Annotated in this window: 18 protein-coding genes and 1 tRNA gene; 8 read left to right on the top strand and 11 right to left on the bottom strand. The window is 62.5% G+C overall.

Annotation, left to right across the window (positions count from 1 at the left end; translation table 11 throughout):
• The first annotated feature begins 378 nt into the window (after positions 1–378).
• Positions 379–765 (top strand): hypothetical protein, encoded by a 387-nt coding sequence (locus XH80_RS36470; protein WP_271602781.1) that lies wholly within the window; start codon positions 379–381, stop codon positions 763–765.
• A gap of 124 nt (positions 766–889) precedes the next feature.
• Here XH80_RS36470 and XH80_RS36465 read toward each other — a convergent pair whose 3' ends face one another.
• From XH80_RS36465 to XH80_RS36450, 4 genes are all read right to left on the bottom strand, one after another.
• Positions 890–1,330 (bottom strand): hypothetical protein, encoded by a 441-nt coding sequence (locus XH80_RS36465; protein WP_271602780.1) that lies wholly within the window; start codon positions 1,328–1,330, stop codon positions 890–892.
• Entirely contained in the window at positions 1,327–1,800 is a 474-nt protein-coding gene (locus tag XH80_RS36460) for a hypothetical protein (protein ID WP_271602779.1), read from the bottom strand. Before XH80_RS36460 ends, XH80_RS36465 begins: the two co-directional genes overlap by 4 nt.
• 240 nt (positions 1,801–2,040) lie before the next feature.
• The gene (locus XH80_RS36455) at positions 2,041–4,572 is read right to left on the bottom strand and encodes a bifunctional DNA primase/polymerase (protein WP_271602778.1); all 2,532 of its coding nucleotides are present in this window, start codon (positions 4,570–4,572) and stop codon (positions 2,041–2,043) included.
• Positions 4,573–4,779: 207 nt separating this feature from the next.
• Positions 4,780–5,436, bottom strand: coding sequence for a hypothetical protein (locus XH80_RS36450; protein WP_271602777.1), 657 nt, complete (start codon positions 5,434–5,436; stop codon positions 4,780–4,782).
• Positions 5,437–5,830: 394 nt separating this feature from the next.
• Between XH80_RS36450 and XH80_RS36445 the strand changes: the two genes are divergently transcribed.
• Positions 5,831–7,489, top strand: a complete 1,659-nt coding sequence (locus XH80_RS36445; RefSeq protein WP_271602798.1) for a recombinase family protein — start codon at positions 5,831–5,833, stop codon at positions 7,487–7,489.
• Here XH80_RS36445 and XH80_RS36440 read toward each other — a convergent pair.
• Positions 7,446–7,517, bottom strand: a tRNA-Met gene (locus XH80_RS36440). The genes XH80_RS36445 and XH80_RS36440 overlap by 44 nt on opposite strands.
• A 412-nt stretch (positions 7,518–7,929) precedes the next feature.
• Here XH80_RS36440 and XH80_RS36435 point away from each other — a divergent pair.
• Complete coding sequence (locus tag XH80_RS36435) at positions 7,930–9,402, top strand: integrase arm-type DNA-binding domain-containing protein (protein WP_271602776.1); 1,473 nt, start codon at positions 7,930–7,932, stop codon at positions 9,400–9,402.
• Positions 9,403–9,525: 123 nt separating this feature from the next.
• Here the strand turns inward: XH80_RS36435 and XH80_RS36430 are convergent, their stop codons facing one another.
• The 6 genes from XH80_RS36430 to XH80_RS36405 all read right to left on the bottom strand — a co-directional run bounded on the left by XH80_RS36430 (position 9,526) and on the right by XH80_RS36405 (position 12,517).
• A complete protein-coding gene (locus tag XH80_RS36430; protein ID WP_271602775.1) occupies positions 9,526–9,801 on the bottom strand; it encodes a hypothetical protein in 276 nt (91 codons plus the stop codon).
• Positions 9,802–9,803: 2 nt separating this feature from the next.
• The gene (locus tag XH80_RS36425; RefSeq protein WP_271602774.1) at positions 9,804–10,067 is read right to left on the bottom strand and encodes a helix-turn-helix domain-containing protein; all 264 of its coding nucleotides are present in this window, start codon (positions 10,065–10,067) and stop codon (positions 9,804–9,806) included.
• Entirely contained in the window at positions 10,060–11,025 is a 966-nt protein-coding gene (locus tag XH80_RS36420) for a hypothetical protein (protein WP_271602773.1), read from the bottom strand. Before XH80_RS36420 ends, XH80_RS36425 begins: the two co-directional genes overlap by 8 nt.
• A 10-nt stretch (positions 11,026–11,035) precedes the next feature.
• Entirely contained in the window at positions 11,036–11,386 is a 351-nt protein-coding gene (locus XH80_RS36415) for a hypothetical protein (RefSeq protein WP_271602772.1), read from the bottom strand.
• Positions 11,387–11,515: 129 nt separating this feature from the next.
• Positions 11,516–11,812 carry a hypothetical protein gene (locus tag XH80_RS36410; RefSeq protein WP_271602771.1) on the bottom strand — a complete coding sequence of 99 codons (297 nt, stop codon included), beginning with the start codon at positions 11,810–11,812 and terminating at the stop codon, positions 11,516–11,518.
• Positions 11,813–11,902: 90 nt separating this feature from the next.
• A complete protein-coding gene (locus XH80_RS36405; protein ID WP_271602770.1) occupies positions 11,903–12,517 on the bottom strand; it encodes a hypothetical protein in 615 nt (204 codons plus the stop codon).
• 830 nt (positions 12,518–13,347) lie between these two features.
• Here XH80_RS36405 and XH80_RS36400 point away from each other — a divergent pair.
• The 5 genes from XH80_RS36400 to XH80_RS36380 are packed head-to-tail and all read left to right on the top strand — an operon-like array spanning position 13,348 to position 25,030.
• Entirely contained in the window at positions 13,348–15,036 is a 1,689-nt protein-coding gene (locus XH80_RS36400; RefSeq protein ID WP_271602769.1) for an Eco57I restriction-modification methylase domain-containing protein, read from the top strand.
• Positions 15,033–17,738 (top strand): hypothetical protein, encoded by a 2,706-nt coding sequence (locus tag XH80_RS36395; protein WP_271602768.1) that lies wholly within the window; start codon positions 15,033–15,035, stop codon positions 17,736–17,738. The genes XH80_RS36400 and XH80_RS36395 overlap by 4 nt, the downstream gene beginning before the upstream one ends.
• The gene (locus XH80_RS36390; protein ID WP_271602767.1) at positions 17,731–21,984 is read left to right on the top strand and encodes a DEAD/DEAH box helicase family protein; all 4,254 of its coding nucleotides are present in this window, start codon (positions 17,731–17,733) and stop codon (positions 21,982–21,984) included. The genes XH80_RS36395 and XH80_RS36390 overlap by 8 nt, the downstream gene beginning before the upstream one ends.
• The gene (locus tag XH80_RS36385) at positions 21,981–24,206 is read left to right on the top strand and encodes a hypothetical protein (protein ID WP_271602766.1); all 2,226 of its coding nucleotides are present in this window, start codon (positions 21,981–21,983) and stop codon (positions 24,204–24,206) included. The genes XH80_RS36390 and XH80_RS36385 overlap by 4 nt, the downstream gene beginning before the upstream one ends.
• A complete protein-coding gene (locus XH80_RS36380; RefSeq protein ID WP_271602765.1) occupies positions 24,203–25,030 on the top strand; it encodes a phospholipase D-like domain-containing protein in 828 nt (275 codons plus the stop codon). The genes XH80_RS36385 and XH80_RS36380 overlap by 4 nt, the downstream gene beginning before the upstream one ends.
• Positions 25,031–25,152 lie beyond the last annotated feature (122 nt).

Here is a 25,152-nt window from a genome sequence, read left to right as displayed (position 1 = left end):
CAGGCGACATGGCATGATGACGAGGACAAGTCCGCCACATGAACTAGATGCCCGTAATCGCTATCACCACGAGCAGCGCGCCGCAGAAAATCGCGATGCGCGAGAAATTCAATGGCGACCCTTCATCGAAGCGCGATTTCGATGAACCTTTGCAAGTTTTTCCCGACCCATGGTGAACAGGTTAACAAGGCCTCCGTGGCTGAAAATTAGCCACCGTGGGCTCGACGAGGCTTGGCTCGGCAGGCGCCGTGTGCCGCTGAGTGATCCTCCGGATGTTTACGTATGCCGTTTGCCAGGGGCTGCGAAATTCATCCATACGAGGTCGCAGCTCCTCCCTTAACTTGGGCCGATTTGTTATCGGATGATGGATTAACGTCGATGTTCCGTTATCTGTTTGCCCTCGCGCTGATGGCATGGACCGGCGCCGTGCTCGCGCACGATCACAATCGACCCGATCTATCGGAGTGGTTTGAAAGGCTTCGTGACCGAAGGGGAGATCGGTGCTGTGACGGTAGCGAAGCGATGCATTTGTCCGAGGTAGATTGGGAGATTACCGGCAGCCACTACCGTGTCCGCGTGCCAACAACGCCTTGGGGCTTCAGGCTCGCGATGGCCGGCGCGACGAACGTGGAAACCGAGTGGGTTTACGTTCCCGACGCGGCCGTCATCGACGAGCCGAACAGAGCTAACGTAACTCTCGTCTGGCCTCTGTACGGCCCCACGGGTGTAAGCGTTCGCTGCTTCATACCGGGGACGATGACGTGAAGCACCGCAGTGTGTATTGGATCGCGTGATCCTATTTCGACGCCAAGCTGTGGTCCGCTTCGAGTCCACAAGCGGTAATGCTCTGATCGATCAAAACAATTCCGCATTGACCCAGGAAGCAGACCTAGCTCGCCGAACGCTCCAACACGTTGAATGCCTCCTGCGGCCGCGCCCATCCTTCATATTTTCGCGCCCGCTCCTCGGCGCGCTGGCGCACATCCGGGCCATGGCGACGGTCGATCTTGCCCTGCTCAAGATCGTCGAGCAGTTCCAGTTTACCGACCATCCACCGGCCCGCGAACTTGATGCCAAGCGGGCGGCTCGTTTCGGCACTCAGCTCGCAGTGCTTGCGGAGTTTTTCATCAGAGCACTCGGCAACATCGGCTGCCTGATCCAGGTTCAGCAGCTCACCGCGTAGGATACGGGCTATCACGCTGCCTTCGTTTTCGCGTTGCCGCACCCGATCAGCGAGGCGCCGCGCGCCGTCGGCAATGCGCTCAAGCTCGGTGGCGAGCGTGTTCTGATCATCAGTCATGGCAAGTTCTCGCTTGTCGACGTTCGTCACTGCCTCGCCCACGTGTGTCGGAAATGGGCCTGTTCGACCTCTTCCAGCGCCTCCCAGCATTCGTCCCGCAGAACCAACTCGACCTCGGCACGGGAGCGCATCTCACAGACGGCCGCGAGCTTGCCAGGGATCGACAAGACGCGCTCGCGGAACGTCGCGAAGATGATCTCTACCTGTCGCTGGACGGCCGATAGCGGCGCATATTCACGACGCGTGACGGCGTTCTTCATCCGCAGTGCAGCCGTCTGCTCGCGTGCCAGCGCCGCACGGGCCTGGGATAAGGCGAGCTTGGACGCATAATCACCGTGACCGCCCTTGATGGCCTGACCATCCTTGATCAGCGCGCGAGCGACCTCCTGAATGTCATAGCGGCCGCGCGGCTTCACCGTCACGACGCCCCGATTAAGCGCGCGGTAGAACGTCGGCCGACTGATGCCGCACCATCTACAGACCTCGGAGATCGTGGACACTGCTGTGTAACCCCCTTAGAAAATGCTGGCCCTAGTTACCCCTAGCGCGCGGGTGCGACCCGCATTGCCGGGTGGTCAGGAAGGACCCAGATGGGCGGGAACTGATCGCGCCGCGCTACCATGGCTACGATCTGCTACCCATCTGGGCTCCTCATTTCAGATTTGTCGTCCTACCCCCCTCTGACAGTTTCTGATCTCAGCGCGCAGGACCGTAGCGAATGGTAGCCATGGTAGCCTCGCTCATTTGCGACCCACCTCCTCAAGCCACCACTGGGCGGCGTGCCCCTTGGTCTTCTCGTTGACGAAGCGCATGCCTTCAACGACACGCCCCTTCCGCCCGCGGAGCCACACGCCGAGACCGGCGGCATCGACATCCTGGCCGGACCTCTTGCCCGAAGCGGTCACCAGCGCATCGCGCAACTCGGGGTTCTCAAAGCTGCCGGACTGCGAGTAGTCGGCCAGCGTGATCACCTGGGCCAGCGTGCGACGAACGCCAAATCCAATCGCTTCCTTCCAAGCGAGCATCATGGTCAGGAGCAAGACACGATCCGGGTCTTCGGCCCGTGCTGTTTCGAATGACTCGACGGGATCTGCTTGGCCCAACCATATCAGCGGCGAGCGCACCGTATCCGACCACCCTTCGAAGGAAGCCAACGGAGGCGCCTTGTTCGGCGAGCCAGCCGCCTTATACGCGCGACAGATGATCAGGCACGCAGCGACGTACTTGCCGCGATCCGCAAGTACCATTTCGACCGGGTTCTTGCTGAAGCGCCGGGTCTCAGGACGTTCCATTTCCGAATCAAGACAGGTAATGAGAGTACGGCGCGTCAGGTCACCATAGATCGCAACGTTGTTGCCAGTGCCGAAGATCGTGAGGCCGCGCGTCTCGACGCTGACACGTTCGCTCTTGCCGAGAATTCGCACATCGACGATCTGTCGCTCGATCAACTGGCAAAGGAGATCGGAACGCAGATCGCCGGAGACGTTGTCGATGGACAACAACGGTTGTCCAGCAAGCGCCGCTGCCACTAGCCGCTTTTCCAGCTCTTCTTCAGTCTGCGCCGCTGACATCACCGGCATCGGCTTGCCAATGGAGATTGCCGCTGAATTATCCCACAGAAAGCTCTTGCCGGTTCCTGCCACAGGAGCAAGGGCGACGTGCATAGGCGCGACAGGGAAGGCGCCCCGGACGACCGGCGTTATCAGGCCGCTAAGGGCAACCGAGCGGTCAACGTTACCCACGAACGGGAACTCAGAGCTTAAGTCCAACAACAGCTCCAGCGCGGCGATGGCGTCGTCGCGGGTGGGATGCTCAGGGATCGGCGGCATCGGCGGCGGCGCCATCAGCAGAAGACGTGTCGCCTCGTCGTAGCCAGGGGTCAGCAGCAGCGAGCCATCAGGGCGCATAGTCGGAGTGGTGATCACACCAGCAATACTCAGAAACGTCCAGTGGCCGAGCTGGCTCAAAATAACATGCGCGATATCAGCTGGAGCACCAGTCCGCACATTCTTCTTCGAGCGCGCATCGTACTTCACCCACACAGCGACCTTGTCGAGTTCGTTGCGCAGATAGATGGGCTTGATTTCAATGAGGCGCGCGACCTTGGTCCGACGACCACGTGACGCATCCGCTTCCTCGATGATCGGACGAACCAGCGTGCCGCCGCGCTGATACAACGGGACATCGCTGTTCAGCAGAATTTCCTCCGCCGTCTGAGCGATGGCCGGCTTCGCGTGCGGCGTCAAGAAGATGACTGGCTTGTCGCCGCCGTCGCGCTCTTCTCCGATGTGCGCGGCATCGGCGCCCACACCAGGGCCATCATCGCGCACATCGTTGTAGTCGAGCCATTCGGAAATTCTTTCCGCGATCTTCTCACCGAACAGCTCCTTCAACGCGGGATAACCGCGCGCGCGTTGGCCCTTCTGATGAGCAATCGCAGCATCTTGCGCGGCACGAACGCGATCACGCCATTCTTCGTCGTTAGCCGCGCGCGCAATCCACTCCGCGTACAGCTTGATGTGCGGCGAGTCGAAGCCGCACCGGGCCAGTACGCCGCCGATGGTCAGGGCCGCGTCGTGACGGCCGCCGCTCGACGGCCAATGGCGAGCGAGCAAGCTGAGCGCGGCCAGCAGTTTGCCGCGCCGCAACAGGTCGTCGTCTTCAGCCTGCGCGGGCTCGCCCTCCTGCTCCCACTTGATCAGCTCACCACTCTCGTGAACTGAACCGGGGAACACAGTTTGCGCGCCCATGTCGCCGCCGCCGATACGGATCTCCAGCAGCATGCCCTTGCTGATCGGATCCTTGAATTGCAATGCAGCTTGGTCGAGCTTCGACGCGAGCGAGGTGTTGTACAAGTAATGGCTGTCGCGCTTCGAGGAGCGACCGAAGCGCGCGGGTGTCTTCGGCAACAGCGCGGGCGCAATCGTGATGGCCTCCTGGCAATCGAGATCGACATCAGTCAAGCCGCCCGACTTCCGGCCGAGCTGCACACCGATGTTCTGCGACTTGTCGCCGAAGAAGCGCTCGACCTTGCTGCCGGTGATGACGCGGTGCTGCCACTCGCTCTCGGTGGGCGCCTTCTGCCGGAACGGGATCGGGACGGTGTTCCAGTCGCGCATCGCGTAACCGAGCGCGATAGCAGCGGGCGTGCCCGGCGACGGGCGCCATTCGTCCGGCTCATAAACGTTGGAGCCAGCGTAAGTGGCGAGGAATTCTGCGTACTGCTCGAAGGGACATTTTGCGTTGATATCGGTATCTGTGCTATTGATCATGTGTGTACCTTTCCAGAGGTCACAAGCATCCGCTCCCCTAGCGGCCTGTAGCGAGGCCCTAGGGGTTTTGCTTGGGTTGAGATATGGTTGATCGCGGCTACGTGTATCAGCCGTTTGCCGCCGCGCTTTGATGCGACGGTTTTTTCATTCTGAGGCTGAGTCGCGCCAAAGCACAGGAAAAGCGGCGGCCAGTTTTTTGTCCGCCGTTTAGCGTTTGATTTTAGGTGCGCTGGCGCTGCCTTCTAAGTCTCTGGCAATTGCGTTGATACCAGCATCGGTAAGCCGGAACTTCTTTTGGATCCCAATCCAGTCGAAGAGCGCATCAAATATCCGTTTGCGCGGGCGCTGCTTACGACTGGTAGTGATCCCGCGCTCGGCCATTAGTCGCAGAAACGGTTCTACCACAAGTTTTCGCACGACGCGCTTCCTGTAATGGTCGCCACTGATCTTGAGCCAGTGGTCGATATCCAATCCGTGCGCCGTTAACACAGCAACCTCATGGTCCCGCTCGCGACCGTGTTCCGCCATCAGCGCGTGCAGCGTGCTGTCATCCGCATCGGGGTTGCGCCGGGACCAACCTGCCTTTTCAATTTCGTGACGAAAGAAGTCAGGCCCGATTGCTGCATGACGTTCCAGCAACTTCTTGATAGCAGTCCGATAGCGGTGCACCTGCTTGCGATCTGGTTGTCGACCCGACACTGCGACCGCGCGCGCGTAGTCGTTTTTAATCGGTTCAAGATCCAGTGCCAATGTATAGCGACTTAATGGTTCATCCTCGCTGATACCCATAGCGGCTAGCAGCTTCTCGAATTGCTGCTGCTCACGCCCTTCTGTCTTGTTCGGGGACGGCCTGTGCTTGGTCATGCGGGCTGGCGGCACATTGAAACGCTATTCGGCAGCACGAAAGAGCGCCACCGGTTTTCCTTCACAGGGTAGCGATGCTGCGTCAATTTGCAGCCAAGAGCAAGGCGGCACAGAACTTACCATAACCCGCTTGTGCAGCCGCCTGCCGCAGTTGCCTGAGACCTCCGGTGAAGCACAAGCAAGATCAGCCTCAGCCGTTGACGCCAGAGCGCCTGTTGCGGGCGCCAGCCGCGGTTACGTCTGACGAGGCCAAGAATCCTATAATACCATCGTGTCAGCCCGACGAGGCCGTTCTTCGCTATGTGCGGGAGCTTGCCAAACGGCTCGCGCGTGAGGATCATGAGGCTGAGATCGCGGCCCGCCAAGCAGCCCAAGTTGCGAGGAGCGAAGACACATGATCCGCGCTGCCATTTACGCCCGCTTCTCATCCGACCGCCAGAAGGATCGCTCTATCGACGATCAGATTGCACTCTGTCGCGATCTTTGCGCACGCGAGGGCATGGCCGTGATCTCGACGTTCGAGGACCGCGCGATATCCGGCTCGGCCGCCGTCAACCGCCCCGGCTTTCAAGCCCTGATGCAGGCGGCCGAGAACAGTTTGTTTGATGTAGTTGTTGCTGAGGATATGGATCGCATTTTCCGCGATCAAGCCGACTATCATAACGCCCGCAAGCGGCTCGACTTTCTCGGCATTACCCTGCACACCGCGAGCGGCAAGGTCGGTACGATTGACGGTGCCTTGCGCGCGCTCATGAGCGAGCAGTTCATTGAAAACCTGCGAGTGCATACCCGGCGCGGTCTTGAAGGTGTCTTGCGCGACCGGCGGCACGCTGGAGGGCGCGCGTACGGCTACCGCGCTGTTAAGGACAAGCCCGGTGAGTTGGAGATCGTAGAGGAAGAGGCCGAGATCGTTCGCCAAATTTTCGCGGATTACATCGCCGGTAAAACGCCGCGCCAAATCGCGCACGACCTCAACAAGCGCAGTGTGCGCCCGCCTCGCGGCAGGCTCTGGAATGGCTCGACCATCAACGGCCACGTCGCGCGCGGCGGCGGCATGCTCCTCAACGATCTCTATGCCGGTCGCATCGTCTGGAACAAGGTCAGGATGGTGAAGGACCCGACGACCGGCAAGCGCCTGTCGCGGCCCAATCCGAGAGAGCAGTACAAGATTGTCGAGGTGCCGCACTTGCGCATTGTCGACGACGACACGTTCAAGACCGCGCAACTCATCAAGATCGAGCGCCGCCGCGATGCGACGCCAGCAACAGCGCAGAAGGCGCGCGCGCCGAAGCGGGTGTTCTCCGGATTGATCCGCTGCGGCTCGTGCGGCGGGGGGATGTGTTCCGTCGGCAGTGACCGCAAGGGCTTGCGATTACAATGTTCGGCGTACCGGGAGAGCGGATCGTGCGACAACGGCCGACGCATCTATCTCAACGACATCGAGGCGCTGGCGATCAAGGGACTGCGTCAACACCTCGCCCATCCCGCCGTGATCACCGAATTTGTCGATGCCTACAACGCCGAGCGCAAGCGGCTCAAGAAAGAGGCGACTACCGAACGCGCCCGGCTGGAACGGCGGCTCGGCGAGATCGGGCGCGAGATGAAGCGGATTGTTGACTGCATTGTCATCACGGGCATGCCGCCAGAGCAGTTCGTCGGCCGGATGCAGGAGCTTGAGGCCGAAAAGGCCAAGGTCACGGCCGGGCTCGACAGCGCCAAGGAAAGCGACAACGTCATCGCCCTGCACCCCAAGGCGCTCGACCGCTACAAGCGCGCCGTTGTGGAATTATCCGATCACTTGAAGCGCGGTACACCGATGGAGTTCGCAACAATCCGCGAACTGGTGACGGCGATTATCGTGCACGCCAGCCCGAGCCGACCGGGCGGGGCCGGAACCAAGGCAAATACCGAAGATGATCGGACTGTCCGGATCGACATCAAGGGCCGCCTTGCTGCGCTATGCGGCAATCCGGCCCTGTTTCCGAACATGGCTATGTCGGGGGGATCGTTGGTAGCGGGGGAGGGACTCGAACCCCCGACCCCAGGATTATGATTCCCGGGCTCAGACCAGTGCTCCCACCTTTTCCAGCTCCGACCGGAAAGTAATCGAATCCTTGGCTTCACAGAAAGAGCGGCCGGCTTATTGCGCAAGGGTATCGGTTGCGCATCTGCGTGACCCACGCGTGACCCGGGCAAGATCGTGGGCTCAAACGTTGGAAGCCGCTTCGTAAACTATTGAAGTCTTGTGGTGGGCGCACCAGGGCTCGAACCTGGGACCCGCTGATTAAGAGTCTGCGGGTCTACCGGAAATCAGCTCCTCGCCGAAGGATTAGTGGGAAGCTAAGCTCTCAAGAATGTTTCCGATATCTCAAGGAATTAACCCTGAATCGCGCGGCCGCTGAACACCGGCGGGCCTTCGTTGACTCGTTGGCGCCATTTCGCGACTTTGCCCCCGGATCGCCCCCAATTTCCGGCGGGGGCGAGGGGGTAGCAGTGGCCGACATCATCACGCAAAAGACCATAACGAAGGCGTTCTCAGACCAGAATAAGGGCATCAGCCGCGACATCACCGACGGCCGTGTCGCCGGCCTCGAGCTGCGGGTCAGGCCGCGCAGCGTGAGATGGTCGATGAGGACGGCGCTACACGGCAAGCGGACGCGATACGACCTCGGGCCCGCGGTCGAGGGATCCGACGACGTGGGGGGCCTTTCCGTCGACGGCGCGCGCTCCCTCGCCAACCAGGTCGCCACCATGTGCCGCAAGGGGCACAACCCGGCGACATTCCTCTCCGCTCTGGCCTCCGGCGTCTCGATGGAGACCCAGCTTCGCGTCGAGGCGGCCCGGCCAAAGGTCAGCTGGTCGTGGGAGAAGGCGAAGCTGGAATTCCTGGCCGACGTGAAGCGGGCCCGTCGACCCGACACCCACCGGGACTACAAGGGCAAGCTGCAGGCCGCGGAGCTTGACCTGTTCGCCGGTCGCTTCGTCAATACGATCACGCGCAACGAGATGGCCGCCGCAATCGCCGCGGTCCACAGGCGGCAGAAGGAGGTGATGGCCGAGGGCATGGTGAGGGTGATCCGTCGAATGTGGAATTGGCTCGCCGAGGCCGCCCGCCAGGATCAAACCTCCGTGGCAGAGGGCGTCATGACCGGCCTGAAGGCGCCGGACCGGACGCGAAAGGAGAAGGGAGAGCCGACCAAGGTTCCGCAGCCGGCGACGAAGCTCGCCCCAGACGATCCGGCGGCGTGGATCGGTGATGCTCCGCCGGCGATCGAGATCGGTCGCGTGCTCGCCGTCGCCCGCCTGGGGTGCCTCCCTCCCCGCATCGGACTGGGACTTGAGCTGCTGATCGGCACCGCGCAGCGTCGGCGCACCATCGTCGGCATCAACAGCGAGAATTTCCACGATCAGTCCGACGGAGAGGTGCTCTGGAGCATCCCGCCCTATTTCAGGAAGAGCGGGACGGCCCGGGGAGAGCGCTGCCATGCCGTGCCTTGCGTAGGCTTCGCGGCCACCGCCGCCAAGCGCCTCGAGCAGCTTGCGAACGCCGACGACACGAACTGGCTGTTCCCCGCCGGCACGTCGTCTCGCACCGACGTCGGACACGCCGAATCCGGCCTGTTCAACGATTGGCTCGCCGCGATCCCTGGCGTGACGTGGTCGCCGCACGACGTCAGGTACGCCTTCGCGACCTATGGCGAGCGCGATCTTGGCTTCAAGCCTGGCGAGGCCGGCGTCATTCTCGACCACCTGGAAGGGACCGAGCCCGACAACGTCACCAGCCAATTCTACAGCAGCGACCCGCAGATGCGGCGCAAGCGGGAGATGTCGTACGCGTGGACGGCATGGTGCGTGAGATGGACAAAGGAAGCCATCAAGCGCGACAAGAGCCTTCGCGACGCCGAGCCGATGTACCGCGCGATAAGGAACGAGCGCTACAAGTTCAAGAAGAAGAAAGCCGCCTGATATTACAAACTCGGGGCAAGAACGCGATCGTGCCCCAAGTTTGTAACATGTCGGCCCGCAGGCCCAAACGAAAGCCCCCAGACTCGCGTCCAGGGGCCATTCTTGGATAAGCAAGCATTCGGTCTACCCGCCTGTCGGCGGAGGGTCTTTGAATTCGACGACGACGATGCCGCTGTCGTCGCGCAGCCACTTGGTCGGGTACCGCTTGACGTGCGTCCATTGCGTACCGGGGCCAGCCCAATGATACGGGCGGAAGTTCAGAACGGCCCCCTGCTCGTCCTCGACGGTAATGACAATCTGCTTCGGGTTGGTGCTGACCACCTTCGCCGTGCGCGTCGCGCCGTCGCGCTCGCGCAACGCGGCTCCGCTCCCGATCGCCGGATACTTATGATAGGACATCGTCACTTCTCCAGTCCTGCTATCATCTTGCCGGCCAACAGGCCGAGTTTCTCCGACGCCGTGATGAGCCGCTCCGAATCGCCGAACAGCGAGTCGGCGATTTTGCGATAGACTTCATCCGACACCGTGCGTTCGCCGCGCACGATGAACGACAGTAGTTGCTGCGAGATGCCGGACGCCTCCGCGAGCTGCGAGATGCCCCGCTTGCCGTAGGCCGCCTCGGCGGCGGCTTTGATCTTGCTGGCGCGGCGCGAGAGCCTAGCCATCGGTGATCGCCTGCCATTTCTCGGACGCGGCGCTCCACTGGTGCGTCTGCTTCCAGCCGTCATAGCGGGCCTGCTGCGCTGCGATCTCGTCGCGTACTCCGGCGATCTTGCGGTCGCGGTAGTGCAGGTCGCCGGCCTTCAGCTTGTCGAAGTCGACGAGGCCCAGGCTATGCTCGGCGTTGACGGCGTCGAATGTCTCGCGGGTGACGTTGACCGACTTGCGCGCCTTGTGCTCGGACGGCGCGGTATCGTCCCTGTATGTCACGGTCACCGGGATCCGCTCGGCCTCAATCTCGCCCCGGACAAAGGCGGCGTCCGCCTCCCAATCCTTCAGGCGGGTGATTATGGCGCCGAGCACGGCACGGGAGACCTCGAACGGCAGTTTCTTGGCGCCGTCGCAGCTCGCGGTCTGCCAGCCGTCGCCGGGGCGCGTGTAGCCATGATGCGCCATAGTGCCGAGGTTGGCCAGGAAGCGTCTGCCGCAGCACTGGCAGGTCATCTGCGCCGCCTCGCGCGCGATCTGCTCCGCGGTTTTGCGCTCCGGCGGGTGGCCGGCCTCACCCTTCTTTTTCACCATCGGCTTCGCGGCGTGCAGCAGGGCGTGCAGCGGCAGCAGCGCGGTCTCGATGAAAGCGGCATAGGCGTTGATGCCGTGTTCGCGTGCGCGGCGCAGGGCGACCGGGATCTCATGGGCGCCGTGGATGAATGCCTCGGCGGCGTAGACGTAGCCCCACCAGTCCGACCGGCCGCGACCCAGGTGGTGCGGGCCGGTGTCCAGGAAGGAGGCGGCGGCCTCCTCGACGGCGCGGTTGATGATCTCCTTGGCCTGGACGTAATCGCGGTTGCGGACGACGCCGGCGGCGATCGCCGGCTCGAGCATGCAGACGGCGGCGGCGAGCGCCTCGCGCCGGCGCGACATCTCGGGGGCGAGGTGCTTGTTGATGGCGGAAAGATCCACGGCGTCCTCCTCAGGCGGTCGGCGCCGCGAGCGCGGCCTTGGCGGCTTCGACCTCATCGGCGGTCTTCGGCTTCATGATGCCCTCGATGTCGAGGCTGGCGCGGATGCCGGCCAGGATCTTCTCGGCCTCCGTCGCGCGGACCTTGCCGCCGTAGGTACCGAGCAGGCCGACGCGGTGCTCCCGGAGGTCGTACCTAGGCACCGAGACGAACAGCAGCAGCTCGGGGCCGTATAACGAGCTGTGCATGCGGAGTTCTACATATTCGTGCGCCTGCTCGGCGCGGGCGACGAAGTCGGACAGCGCGATCTTGCGGACAGACTTCTCCGTAAACCAGTGCGGGGCACTTTTGCTGGCGGTCATTTTTGTCTCATTGATCAGGACGAATATCCGTGGTCGGCCTCGCGGTTGACGATCATCGACGCGTGCCGCCACGCGGCGATCTACGCGCGGCGGATCGTGGAGCGTGGCGACGTCACCGGCGAACCAGCTTTACGCGTGGGCGTTATGCCCTGCCTGAATGTCGGCCCACACCTGGCGTTCGACAATGGCGAAGTCACCATCCGGACCAGTCACCATCAGCTCATCAGCATCCCACGACCAGACTTCGTTCGTGTCGTTCGGCTTTTCGCCGCCGAACGTCGGCAGGGCCGACATCGACACGTAGTCGTCGAGATCGCCGAGGTCTTGCTGCCCCAGGAAGTCATAGGCATCCACAACCGCGCTGCGCAATTCGCGAAGCGAGGTGGCAAACTCGATGTTGCTGATGTAGTCGCGAAGTTCAGGCATCTTGGTCTCCTTGTTGACTTGTTGGGCCTCGTCAGCGCCGGCATCCACCGACAGACCATTGGCAGCCCGCAAGCCGCCTAGGTTTCGGCCTCAGGCGAGAGCGGCAAGCGCCGCGTCGTCCTCTGCTGAAAGGACAGGAGGGGCTTCGACGCGTTTCGGCTCCTCGAACAACGCGGTGGCGACAGGCTTCCACGTCGGCTGCCTAGGCAAGGCCAAGCCCGCATCGGCCAAGACTTTGTGCGCGCGCGCCCGCGCGGCCCATGCCGAGCGCGACCAACGCGCGCGCGGCTCTTCGGTGTTGGAGCTACAGACCACCCACCGCGTATTGTCAGACCACGTTCGGCCGGAGCACGGCCTCATGCGGCTGCCCTTGACCACGGCGCCGACGTAGTCGTAGGCGGCCTTAGTGTCGATCCCGAGGGCGGCACGATACGCGGCGACGTCGTCCCGCTTGCCGCGGCCTAAAGCAATTTCGGAACACACAAATGACCGCCAAACGATATATCCGGCTACGTCACTGAGCGCGATCCGATAGTTACCGTCAGGCTCCGCGGGCCAGGCCGCGATGACGGCGGCAATCGCCGCAGGGCTATTCTCGCGCGACACACGTCCCAAGCCAGCCAGCACCAGGCGGTCGGTGCCATGCGCCGTAAGGCCTGCGACAAGAGCCGCTTTGAATTCTCGACTTACAGAGAAGATGACCATCGCGCTCAGCCTTAACGTGAGTAAGACTGGGCGAACTTCGCCGCGGACCGTCGCTCAAGATGGTCCTGCAGGCGGGCGCGACAACATCCGCGAACGCCCGCGGCATGGCCAGGCCGACGCGGCGCGTTTAAGAGACTGATGTTGAAATGCATAGAGCTCTCCGTAGTTGGCTTGAAGCAAGGGTGATCGAGCCGCCGTGAGAAGGTCACGGCAGCGCCTGCCACTCGGGCAATAGTGCCCAAGCTCGGGGCCGCTAAAGAGCGGAGAAATGGCAGACCCGCGAGAGCGCGGAAAAAGACCACCGCCAAGAGACGGAGCCACGCCGGAAAACAATCCAGCTGCACATGAATGTGTGCGCCTCCCGCCCGGAAATCAAGCCCAAACGCGGGTATGGTTAACGTAAGCAGGAGCGCAATACGGCACATGTCGCCAGCGTTAACGCGGGAGACAGATTGCAGTGCGACGGCCCGCATTGTGCGAGACTTAGCGCGGCGCAGATATGTTCAGCGGTGATGTGGAAACCTAGCTGGATCCGTTCCCAGGGGTTGGCGTTGCCAACATTAGAGCTTCCGCGCTGAATTGGTTATGCACTCTGAGATGATCTATACGACCACCCGTCGAGGCTGATGCCGCTGAAAAGCCAGATCAGTGGATCTGGTCATTCGGCCAATTGACACATTCCGGTCCAGCTGCAGGTTATGTCCTCTGCAAGCGCATTCCCCTCAGAAACCAAGGACCCAGATTTCCTAGAAAGATGCGTCGCACACGGCGCAAAACCTTTGCTTGTTTACGGTTTGCGGGGCTAAACTGAGCGTCGGCTGGGGGGAATAATGGTCGCGGAAGTTGCGCATCTTTTGGCGCGAGACGCGGCGCCTGAAAGAATTCGGGCGCTCATTCGAACCACCATTTCCGAAATCGAGACGGCGTTCGCCCCGATTGATCATCTGCAAGCGCGTACCCGTCTTGCCCTCACTCTATCGCTGTTGGAAGGCAGTCCTCAGGAGCCGTCCCTTCGATATAGCAGAGTGACTGCAGCGCTTCGCGCCGAGATGAACAAGCTCGATGTGGACGACCGTCACTACTGGATTAGCACCTTCTACACCTTGCTCATGAGCACGTCCTCCAGGCGTGAAAAAGCCACCTATTTCACACCGCCGGCCATCGTTCGCCACCTCATCAGCCAAGCCGAGAAAGCCGACTTGGATCTTACGACTGCGCGGGTCGTCGATCCGGCTGCGGGAGGCGCTGCGTTCGTATCGAGCCTGGCTGGCCGCATGACGGAACTCGGCTGCGTTGCGGGCGACATTAAGACCAGAATTTCGGGCATCGAAATCGATCCCCATCTTGCCCTTTTGGGCGAGGCTCTGGTGAAAGACCGGCTCGGATCTCAGCGCAGCAAAAGCAGACTAATTCGCACCGGGGACTCCCTGATCGTTGGCGAGATCGCAAAATACGATGGGGTCTTCGTGAATCCGCCCTACGGCCGGATTCTTGGTCTAGGCAACGAGATTCCTGTCGAATGGCGCGACTTCTGCGCACCCGGCCACGTCAATCGCTATGCGCTATTCATTGACCTGGCTTTCCGGATGGCGAAGCCGGGCGGCCTTGTCGCAACCGTGACGCCGTCGAGCTTTATTTCAGGCCCGTTGTTCGAGAAGCTGCGTAAGAACATCCGTACGCGTGCAGACGTGCTGCGCGTCGACGTACTCGAACGCAAAGATGTCTTCCACGACGTCCAGCAGGACGCATGTGTTTCGATCTTCCGGATCAAGGGGAATTCGCGCGCGGCGACCAAGCCGTTTGCCCCGAACGTCGGGCGAATTGACCGGAATTGGAAGTTCGCGGAAGACGGAGTCGTGACGACGAACGACGCGGCTCTGACGGCTCCATGGATCCTGCCGGGAGCAGACACCGGCTTCGAGGCCTGCCTCGGTCGCCTCAAGGACTACGGTGTCACACCGAAAGCCGGATCCTTCGTTTGGAATCGCGAGACCGAGCGTCTACAGCGCGGGAAGAAGGTAGGGAAAGCGTTCCCGCTGTTCTGGGGCACGAACATAAAACCCGGAAAGGCTTGTCTGCCACGCAGCAAAGACGATGAAGGCACAGATTTTGTCGTCTGCGAAAAGGAGAACTCCGGAATAATTCGCAAACCGTCCGTCCTGCTGCAGCGCACGACAAACAGTCGACAGCCGCGTCGACTTGTGGCCGCCGCCGTTCCCCGCAAGGTTCTAAAGAAGCACAAGGGGTTCGTTTGCGAAAACCACACCATTGCGTTGGTTCCGGATGGCCGCGCCAACCTCTCGCTGCTGGTCAGGCTGCTGAACACCGATGCAGTCGACAAGCGTTTCCGAAGGGTGGGCGGCACGTCGAGCGTTTCCATCGCTGCGCTGCGCAATCTGCCGCTGCCGAGCCCCAAACATCTGCGAAGCGCCATCAAGAAGACGAACGACTTCGAGACCGCGGTCGAGCTCGCCTACTCGATGACCCAGAGCCCTGCATCAAGTCGTAGGGCGGCATGAAAGCCAGAAACCACAACGACAGGTTCGGGCGCTCCAACCGGGACCTCAACCCGCTCGCCAGGCAGGAACAGGCGCGCGCACAAGCCGAGCGCGCCCGCGTTCTGCTGCAATCCGCTCGCGCACCCGCCCCGGCCACGCAGCTGCTGCGACCTGGCGTTTCTACAGCCACGCCCGTCAGGTACTCCACGACGGCCGACCCGACCAACTGGATGTCGATAGATGCCGGCAGACCGCTCATCGAGGCCGCTTTCGAGACTATTAAGGACGCGGCGGACAGAGCGATCATTGCATGGCCTTCGAGGCCCGGTGGCGGCTTCGTGCCGGCCTGCATTTTCCTCAGGGAGGCGCGCACATCGGGGCGCCTGGCCCATGCCACGGTAGGTTACTGGCCTTGGCGCGAGGGAGCCCTCCGTGCAGCGCGCTCGATACTGGTTTCCCCGGACGACATCGGCCGCGCATCGCTCGCCGCCTACAACGACCCGAAAAAGGGCGACTGGCAGGCTGGTACGCTTGCGCACCAGTCGCTCTGCTTGCTCGAGATGCGCCTCAAGGATCTGGTGAAGAGCCGCCCCAGCGCTGCTCGAGTTGCAAGCATCAAATCCATTGTAGTCCGGAGCCCGACGCTCCTGGAAACCACGTCAGTCTTCGCTCCTGACCGGAAAAAGGGCGCCAGCGCATATCAGGTGACTCCCGATCAAGTCCTACGTCGCGTGCGAAAGTACACGTCGATGGGCGAACCGAATGCAGGTTTGGTCGAGCACGTCGGCGCCATCGGAGACCCGACCCGCACGCCCTTCGCGCTGCTAGGTCTGCCTCCGGTGCAGGCAGCGGAGGGATTGACGCGCTATCTCGGGTCTGAACGCATCCGCCGGCATGGACTGGACCTGATCGTCGCCGACCTGACGCGCATCGGACGGTCGGAAATCGAGGACGATTGGGAACGGAGACTCGACGCCCTATTGACCGCCCTTGACGGCGTCGAAGGCAGGAGGCCCGGGGTCCTCGTCCTGGCGGAGGAGTCGTTCATCCATCGGCGGGCCTTCCGGCTGCTAAAGAGTCATGCGGAGATGCGACGGCCGAAGGTGAAGGCCCTGCAGATGGGACTGTACCTGGAAAGCCCGACGTTGCTCGGGGAAGCGCCCGATATGCCGACCGAGCTGCCTCCGATCTCGTTCCAGGCCGACATCAAGGATGCCTCTCTCGCGCCTCTGCGGAAGGAACTTGTCGCTCTCGGACGCCGGATGCGGGACGAAGGAGCGCCGCGTGCCGCCGAGTCAGTTTCTCGCGTGCTCGCCTTCGTCAGGCGCTGCGCTTCCCTTCCGCTCGGGTTGACGGACGCCAGGGACATCGCCGACATCATCTACGACGAAGACGGCGAGTTCGATGCGGCGCTGCGGGCTCTGTTCCGCCCCAAGATGGTCCTTTCGGACCTGATCGCCGCCGGCGATCTGCATCCGGTCTTCGCCGGCGACATCAAGAAAGCCGTCCAGAAGATCGAGGCTAAGGTAGCGGATTGGGAGAAGGACACTCCTGTGGCTGCCAAGTTGGCGGAATTGCTCGCCAACCCCGAGATGGACTCGCCGAGAACGACAGTATCGCTCGCCGACCGTCGCGTCGCCGAGGTGTTCATGGCGTCCGACCGCGCCGTCGGCTACCGCTGTACGGTCGTCGATCACCGAAGCCTGGCAACCCACTTGGCGGTGGTCTCTCCGGAGCGCCTGATCGTGGTAGGGCCGACGTCGGAAGCTGTGCAAGCGCTTCTTACGACAAAGAGCTGGCTGAAGACTTGCTACCTTATCGGCGACGCCGCCGGCAGCGCGCTGCTCTCGGCGGAGTTGTCGTCGATCGAGTCCATATCCGCCTTCCAGTCCTTCGCGGCTCGAGCAAAGCTGCTCGTCTCCGCCTTGAAGCGGGGCGGATCCGACGAGTCGCTGGATCATGCCGAAGCCGAGTTCAGCGTGGCGAGCGTGATCAAGGAGCGCGAAGTCGATCTCACCCAGGCCGATGAGGCCTATCGCGGCGAGGTGATCCAGCTCACCATGCAGAGCGGTCTGCGTCTGGACTATCGTCCCGGCGGCGAAATTCTGCTTCTCTCGCCGGGTGAGCTCCGTCCCTTCGAGCGGATACAGGCTCGAGAAGTGCAACCCGGCCAGCGAATCCTGGTGCTGGACGCCTCCATCCGCGAGCCGTTGCGTCTGGCGATCGCCGGTTCGAGGAAGAGCCAACAGCAGCTCGCGGCGTATCACAGCCATATCGCGGACATCTATGCGAAGACGCCGGGCGATTCTACGACCAGCAAGGCGCGCAACGTGCTTGCCAAGATGCACGCCATTGACCCGTCGACCGGAGACGAGATCAACAACATCAAGCGCTGGCTGAAGGCGGATGTCGCCCGGACGACAGTGGAGGGCAGCCGTGCACCGGGGGCCGCACGCGATTGGCCTAGGTTTCGCCTTTTCATGGAGGCCGTCGGCGTCGAGGAGAGCCTGTCGTCGCTCTATTGGAGATTCGCCGTGCTTCCCGCCCGTTCGTATCGGGCTCAGGAAGGCCATCTGTTCAATCAGCGCGTCGTTCAGTTCGTGCTGGATCCGGAATCCGCAGGCATCTGGAAGTCGATGCAAGGGCTGTGGCAGCAGGTCATGGAGGCGGTCGACGTGGTCGAGGACGTCAACAAGGTAGTGTGCGAGGGCGACAATGGCTGAACCGACCGCTGTGGCCGGCATGTCTGCCGACGACCGACAAGAGCTGAAGGAGGCGGTCTGCGACGCGGTGTTGGAGCGCACGCGTCAAGCCGTCAGCGGCGACGGCGAATTCGGCAGGATCGTCGTAGGCGACCGCCCCGCGCGAAAGCTTTCGAGTGGTTTTATTCTGCCCCGACTCGACGAGAACGGCGACGACGAATCCAGCGACATCCGGATCGCTACGCACGGGCTCGACTTCCGGATTCTACCAGGCACCACCGGCGCTCTCGTCATCCACCCGGTTTTTAGCTGCTATGTGCGCGCGTTGCCAACGACCAACGAACTCTTCGCGCGAAACGGATGGCTCATACCGCCGCCCGGCTTCAATCAGGCCGCCAAGACGCAGATCAGGGATCAAATCCGCCAAAGGGCGCAGGCCGAGATTCCCCAAGGCGCCTCTTCCAGCGAGCGCTTTCGCATTCGATCGCAGATATCTCGCGAGGTCCATTTGGCGTTGGGCGTCGCGCTGCCTCGCGAGGCTCCCCCTCCCCCAATCGGCGACAATCCGGAGATCGACGACGCACAGCCTGATACCGGGGTCACCGACCCTCTCGCTCCGACGGGCGCGGAACGACTTCGGATTCCGAGCGCAGTGTCACAGCGCTATGACGTGCCGCAGAAGTGGATCAGATTGGCGGTACCACTGGAACCACTGATGCTCCCGCTGCCGTGCGACCCGCCGGCCTGGACCACCGCTTCGTTGGCGTACAAGCAGGTGCTCGAGACCGCGATCAAGGCTTCCTATCGAAGCTGGCTGGCAACGGAGGAAGGCAAGGCAAACGCCTGGCGGAAATTGAATCCTCCATCCGAGGCGTTCTGGTCGCAGGAGAACTGGGAGCGCTTCCTTTCCGATGCGCGCGCGCGACCTACGTCCGAGGCCGACCTCTTACCGGATTTCGATATCCAGGTACTCGCTCAGGCTCTGCCAGACCCGCTGGTCGATGGAGCTTTCTCCGTGCGGATCGCGCTGGAGAACCTGCAGGAGAACGACTCCGCGCAGGAGTCCGGGCTTTTCGGCGTTGCTCTCGCGGTCGACATTCCGGTCGACGCCTTGGGTCCGATGCGCCTAGAGCGCGTCCGCCGCAGTTATCATCTGGCCGGCTTCATGACGATGCCGGCGATCGGCGTCAATGGAGGTGTCGAAGATCGCGGCACCTTCGATGGACACCGTAGGCTTCGTACCACCTGGATGCCGCGCTTCGTGTTGCCGCGCACCAAGGCGACCGAGATTTCGAACGTTGTCACTCAATACGAGGCCCTCTCCTCCGCCGACACCGAAATCGGTTCGCTCGAGGCGCTCTCAGCCGAGATGGATCGTTGGATCGATCGGGTGGCAAGAACCACTGCCATCACTCAACCGGGCGAGCAGGGGACGGAAGCGGACGAGGCTGCGCAACGGACGAGGTTCGAAGACGACCTGCAGGCCTGGCGCCGCGAGGCGGATCGGATCAGAAAAGGGATCCGCCTCGTCGCTCGATCGCAGCAGGCCTGGCGCAGCGACGCAGGGTCTCCAGCTGCGATCCCGTACCGAGCTTGGCTACTCCTCAACCGGACCTTCGCGAGAGCAAACCCGGCGTCGCGGGATCAGAGGCCCGGCTGGCGTCTATTCCAGCTCGCATTCGTGCTCGCCCACGTGCCGACCTTCGCCTCGCGCGTTCCTGCATACGCGGACGAGTTCGATGCTGCCTTCGATGAAGATGCCGCGAGCCTTCTCTACATGGCCACCGGCGGCGGCAAGACCGAGGCTTTCTTCGGCGTGCTCGTCTTCGCGCTCTTCATCGATCGCCTGCGCGGAAAGACGCGCGGCGTCACGGCCATGATGCACTATCCGCTACGCCTTTTGACCGTGCAGCAGGCTCAGCGCCTCGCCCGGCTGCTGGCGAAGGCGGAGACGGTTCGGCGTCGCGAAGGAGTGGGCGGCGCACCGTTCGAAGTTGGCTTCTGGGTAGGCAGCGGAAATACGCCGAATGCGACCGAAACGAGATCGGGCACCTTGTCGGACGAGATGAGGTGCATTCCCGTCGTCGACAGTCCGCGCGCCCGAGACGAACAGGCGATCCTCGACGGACAGGAAAAGGCGGACCGGGAATACGTCACAGCAAACGCGGCCTGGAACAAGCTGCCCCGCTGTCCATTCTGCAACTCGGCGCGCGACACAGGCTTGCGGCTCTACCCAGAGCGGCACAATCGACTGGGCATCGTCTGCTTCAACACCCGGTGCGAATGGAATGTGGAGACAACGGACCGGCAGGGCCAAGCCGAGCCGCTCCCGTTCCTGATGATCGACACGGACATCTACCGGGCCGCACCATCCGTGCTGCTCGGCACGATCGACAAGCTGGCCCTCCTCGGCCAGAACGTCAGCACCATCGATAAAGTTGCCGGCATGTTCGGCATGGCCCGGCACGTGCAGGGTGGCCCCTTGGGGCTGCTGCACATGATTGGCAGTCCCCAACCGAACGAGACGCCGTCGGACTACAGACGAGTGGCACCTTCGTTTCGGTCCGGTGAAGAAGTTTTCTTCGATCCGTTTCCGAGCCTGATCGTCCAGGACGAGATGCACCTTCTCGAGGAGAGCCTCGGCACGTTCGGCGGCATCTTCGAGACGGCACTCTTTCAATGGTTGACGCGCTTGGCGCCCTTGTTGGGAAATCGCGTGGTGGAGGTGCCATCCGCGCCGGGCCGGCCCCGCCTTCCTCACGTCGTCGGCGCGACGGCCACGGCGGCCGACGTCGCCAAGCACACGCGCGCACTTTACCAGCGCAGGGTCGTCCAGTTTCCGCATCCCGGTCCGGCCCTTCACGAAGGCTTCTACACCCGAATGGCGGCTTTCGAGCCTGAGGGCGACGCAGCAGGAGCGAGGGCTGCTTCTGGGATCACACCTCGCGGCTTGGAGCTCGCTGCACCTTGGGGCCGCATCTATGCGAGCCTCATGACCAACGGTCGGCTTCACACCGTCACGACATTGTCCGTTCTGGCGGCGCATGCGGCGACGATAACGAGATGGCAGCGCGACCTGAGCGCGACCGACCCGGCGCGGCAAATCAGGGCGGCGGAAGAGATGATATCCAGCGTCTCGACAGCGCCGTGGTCGGAGCGGCGGGTTGCGGCTCTCCGGTCGGCCGCGCAGGACGGCCGATACGACCGGCTGGCGCAACTGGTCGATCTGCACCGCATCGAGCTCACGTATGTAACCAACAAGAAAGGTGGCGATCAGATCCTCTCGGCGCTGGAAACCGAGGTGCGAGAAGTCCATGCCGCCATGGGCGAGCAGTACGCCCTCACCGACTTCTCCATGGAGCTGATCTCGGGCGGCGTGGACATCGCCGACATTCAGGGCGTCATCCGCAAAGCGGAGTCGAGGTTCGATCCAATGGCCGACGATATCTCCACGGCGCTGCGTGGAATTGTGGCCACATCGGCGATCTCGCACGGCGTGGACGTGGAATTCTTTAACGCGATGGCCTTCGCCGGCATGCCGTCGGACATCGCCGAGTACATCCAGGCATCGTCCCGCGTCGGGCGCACGCACGTCGGCTTTTCGTTGCTGATTCCCATTCCGCAGACCCGGCGAGACCGGTTCATCGTGGAGGTCCATGAATCTTTCCATCGACTTCTTGAGCGGATGATTTCTCCGCCCGCAGTCGAACGATGGGCTGATCGCGCCATCAAGCGGACCATCCCTTCGATGGTGCAGACCTGGCTCGCCGGCGTGAGGCACAACGAACGCTTCCTTCCCGCGCCCGACGATCAGAAGGGCCCGGTGGCGCTTCCCTCCACGGTGGAGGCCGCGGCCAGGCTGCTGCGTTCCCGTCAGGAGTTCGACGATTGCGTCCGCTTCGTCGGCGCCGCCATCGGCATCGGAGCTCCGATCGGATCGCCCACCAATCCAGAATATTACGGCAATCTCGCCCGTTCCGAGGTTGAGCGCATTCGGCAGGTGCTCGACAGCAAGAACTACACCGGCAGCCTCAACGATTTCTGGAAGGCCACCAACACCGACCTTATGCGACCGATGACTAGCCTCCGGGACGTGGACGTTCAGGGACGGATCGAGGGCAGCCGCCGTTCGCAGACCAACAAAGCGATCACGGAAGAACAGTTGACCGACGCCATCTCGATGATCCGCAACCGCGGCGTCGCGCTCGGAAGGCGTGGCGCCTACAGCGAACTCGACAGCGGTGCAGACACGGGACAAAACTCATGAGCAAGCCCGATACGATGCAGAGGTCGCGTGGACAGCTTGCGACCGCCTATGCGCCGCATAGCCTCTTTACGTTCGAGGGCGGATCCGGAGCATGCTTTGCGCTGCCGAGCCCCGGCAATAGGACGGCTGGAGACGAGCTGCGCCCCAACACCCAGCGCATGATCTCCGAGCAGATTCAGGAATATTTCGAGGCTTGGGCAACGAGGGCCAGGCGAGGCACGAACCTCCGGCATGCCGTCCCGTTGAACCTGGCGGTGGACGGACGCGTCATTAGCGACGACGCTGTTCGAGTACGCTTCGGGGATCTCGCGTTCCAGGTGCCGGATAGGGTTGGCTACGTCCCCTTCCCTCTATCGTTCGTCTGCACTCGTTGCAAACTGCACCGGCACAGCGACCGGGTCGAGCGGCTCGCCGATGAAGCTGCCCGGTTCAGGAATGCATGCCCCTCCGGCGCCGACAGTTGCGCCAACGACTGGCAACAGCTGGATGTCGTCTACGCGCACTGGTCCGGAAACGTGGAGCCGATCACGCCGAACTATCGGTCGTGGTATGAAGGTGAGGTGCGCGACCTGGACCGCTGCACGTCGTGCGGCTCCGATCGCTTCTTGCTTCACCGCCCTCCGGGGCGGCTCGGCAACTGGGAATTCCAGTGCGTAAACTGCAAGCTGCCCAGGCCCATGCAGCAGAGAGACCTGACGACTCTCGAGGAGCTCGGCCCTCTGCTTGCCCAAAATCAAGCGCTGCCAGCCGAGATCAATATGGAGCCCGTCTCCTACCGGGCCTCGGCCGCCTACTACGTCCACGGCGACAGGCTCCTCGTGTTCGATCAGGAGCGGTACATCCAACTGCTGGGATCGGCGCAAACGACGCTCCTGAGTGCATTTCTGTCGACCGAGTACGGCTATCCCCCGACCAACCTCGACGACACCGAAAAGGAAGCGCTGCTACAGGCGGCCGGACAGTCCGCCCAATGGGACACGTATCGGCGCGTGAGAAATCTCATAGCGACCCTCGAGCGAATGCCCCAGATCGAGCCTGCGGCCATCGCCGCGCAAAGGGAAATGATCGCTCGACAGGAAGCCGAGTGGAACGAGACGGTCTTCGCCGGACAGTTCGAGGCCGTGGAAGGCATCGACACAGCCTGCCGCGAACGGGGCGACTATGTGCGGCGGTTCGATCCAGTCCGCATGGCTCTCGAACACAAGACCCTTACCGAGGAGCGTCTCCAAGGGCGCCAAATGCCTGACGGCAAGAGCGCCTCGGTCGACGTGACGATCCTCGACGACTTCCTGTTTCCGGACGATCTGGATGCTGACGCACGCGCACGACTGCTGGATCAGGTGCGCCTCCGTAGAGACCTGCTGGGCATCGAGGAAATGCGGCTCGTCCGCGACGTGCGGGTCTGCGAATACACTTTCGGCTACACACGGACCAGCTCGTCCCCCGTCGTCATGAGAGACAAGGCCGGATCGGCCGAAATGCCCGTGCGACTGCGCTTGTTCGACAAGGTCCCGGTCGGGGATCGAGCTCTTCATCCCGTGCTCTGCCTCATCCAATCCAATGAGGGCTTGTACGTCCGCCTGAACGAGGCCTGCCTGCTCGATTGGCTCGAAGCGAATCAGATCCAGTTGCCGGCAGCCGATGCCGGCGTGCGTCTGGGAGGTCGCCTCATCGAGCAGTTTGCACGGATGGCCAACGACCAGGACGTTCGCTTTTCGCGTTTCCTCGACGAGTATCGCCGAGAACGCAGCGTTCCCAGGCTGGCATACCCCTATGTCTACACGCTGCTACACACGATGGCCCACCATCTGCTGGGAATTTCTGCGTCGATGTCCGGATTGGACTTAGGATCGTTCGGGGAGCACATCTTTGTCCCAGACCTTGCCTTCCTAGTCTATCGTCGCGGCATGACGATGGACCTGGGCAACCTGTCATCGATGTGGCGCGATCGGGGTGACCCCGCGTACGGCAACGAGGTGCTGGACCGGATGGTCGATCCCGCTAGTCTACGCTGCGGATCTGAAAGCGTGTGCAATCACCGAGGCGGAGCCTGCCCCGATTGCCTGCTCATCCCGGAGACCGCCTGCCTCACCCGAAACGAACTGCTTTCCCGCTCCGTGCTCATCGGCCGCGGTTTCCCACGCTGGGACGCCGAAGGACGCGAGCTCACGGGCTACTATGAAGTGGCGCGGCGGCGAACGCGGGCGGACGCCACGCCATGAACGCGACGATCGGAAGCTCGCTGTCGAGATCGCTGGTCAGCGAACTGGGCGACGACTGCGCGGCAGCCGCCCAGTTGGCCGCAGCCATCGCCGATCGTCCGGCCGGCACCATAGATAACGCCAGCTTGGGATTTATGCCGAGATCCACGCTGTCTCGCGTCGCTGCCGACTTCGTCAGACGCGGTTGGCTGACGCCATCCGATTCCGGATGGAGGACCGGACCGGCCCCTCTACCGCGTGCCGTCGTCTCCTTCTTGGAAGGAGCGGCCGCGATGCGATCCCACGATGCCTTCCGTGAAACGGCCACCGCCATCGTGACCATGCCGCCGCCCCCGAGCGCCATCGCCGCGGCCCTTGGGCAGACAGGAATGGCCTACGCTTCACTCGTTTCTACCAACGAAGCACTGCAAACGATCGCAGGCAAGGCCATCGACACCTTTACGATCATGACGCCGTTTCTGAACCAGGAAGGACTTGAGTTCGCGCAGCAGCTTTTCGCCATGACTAGAGCGCCGACGAGAAGGCTCATCGTCCGCACACCTGGTGACGCGACGCGCGTAGTCCTCAACAACGCGGCGACCCTGGCAAGGCTCGGCATCGAAGCGTTTGACTACACAATCGAAGCCGCAGAAGGCTATGAAACCTTCCACGCAAAGGTTGCGCTGGCGGACAATGAACTTGCCTACGCCGGTAGCGCGAACATAACCGTCTTCGCTAGACATTCAATGGATCTTGGATTTTTGGTTGAAGGCCGGTCAGCAAGAGTGGTCGCAAACGTAGTGCGTGCCGTCATCAAAATCGCTTCGCGCGTACCGCTCGGCTGACTTAAGGCGGCTTCCTGCGCCGCTTCAGAAACTCCTTCGCGGCCTGCTCCATTGCGTCCTAGGCAGCCCTGCGGCAAGGCGACATGCTCGAGCTCCATCTGGAATCCACACGCTGTCGAGAC

Source organism: Bradyrhizobium sp. CCBAU 45384, from assembly GCF_028128665.1.
GTDB classification, from domain to species: domain Bacteria; phylum Pseudomonadota; class Alphaproteobacteria; order Rhizobiales; family Xanthobacteraceae; genus Bradyrhizobium; species Bradyrhizobium manausense.
Note: the sequence above shows the minus strand (reverse complement) of the source record. Positions and strands in the feature narration are given on the sequence as shown.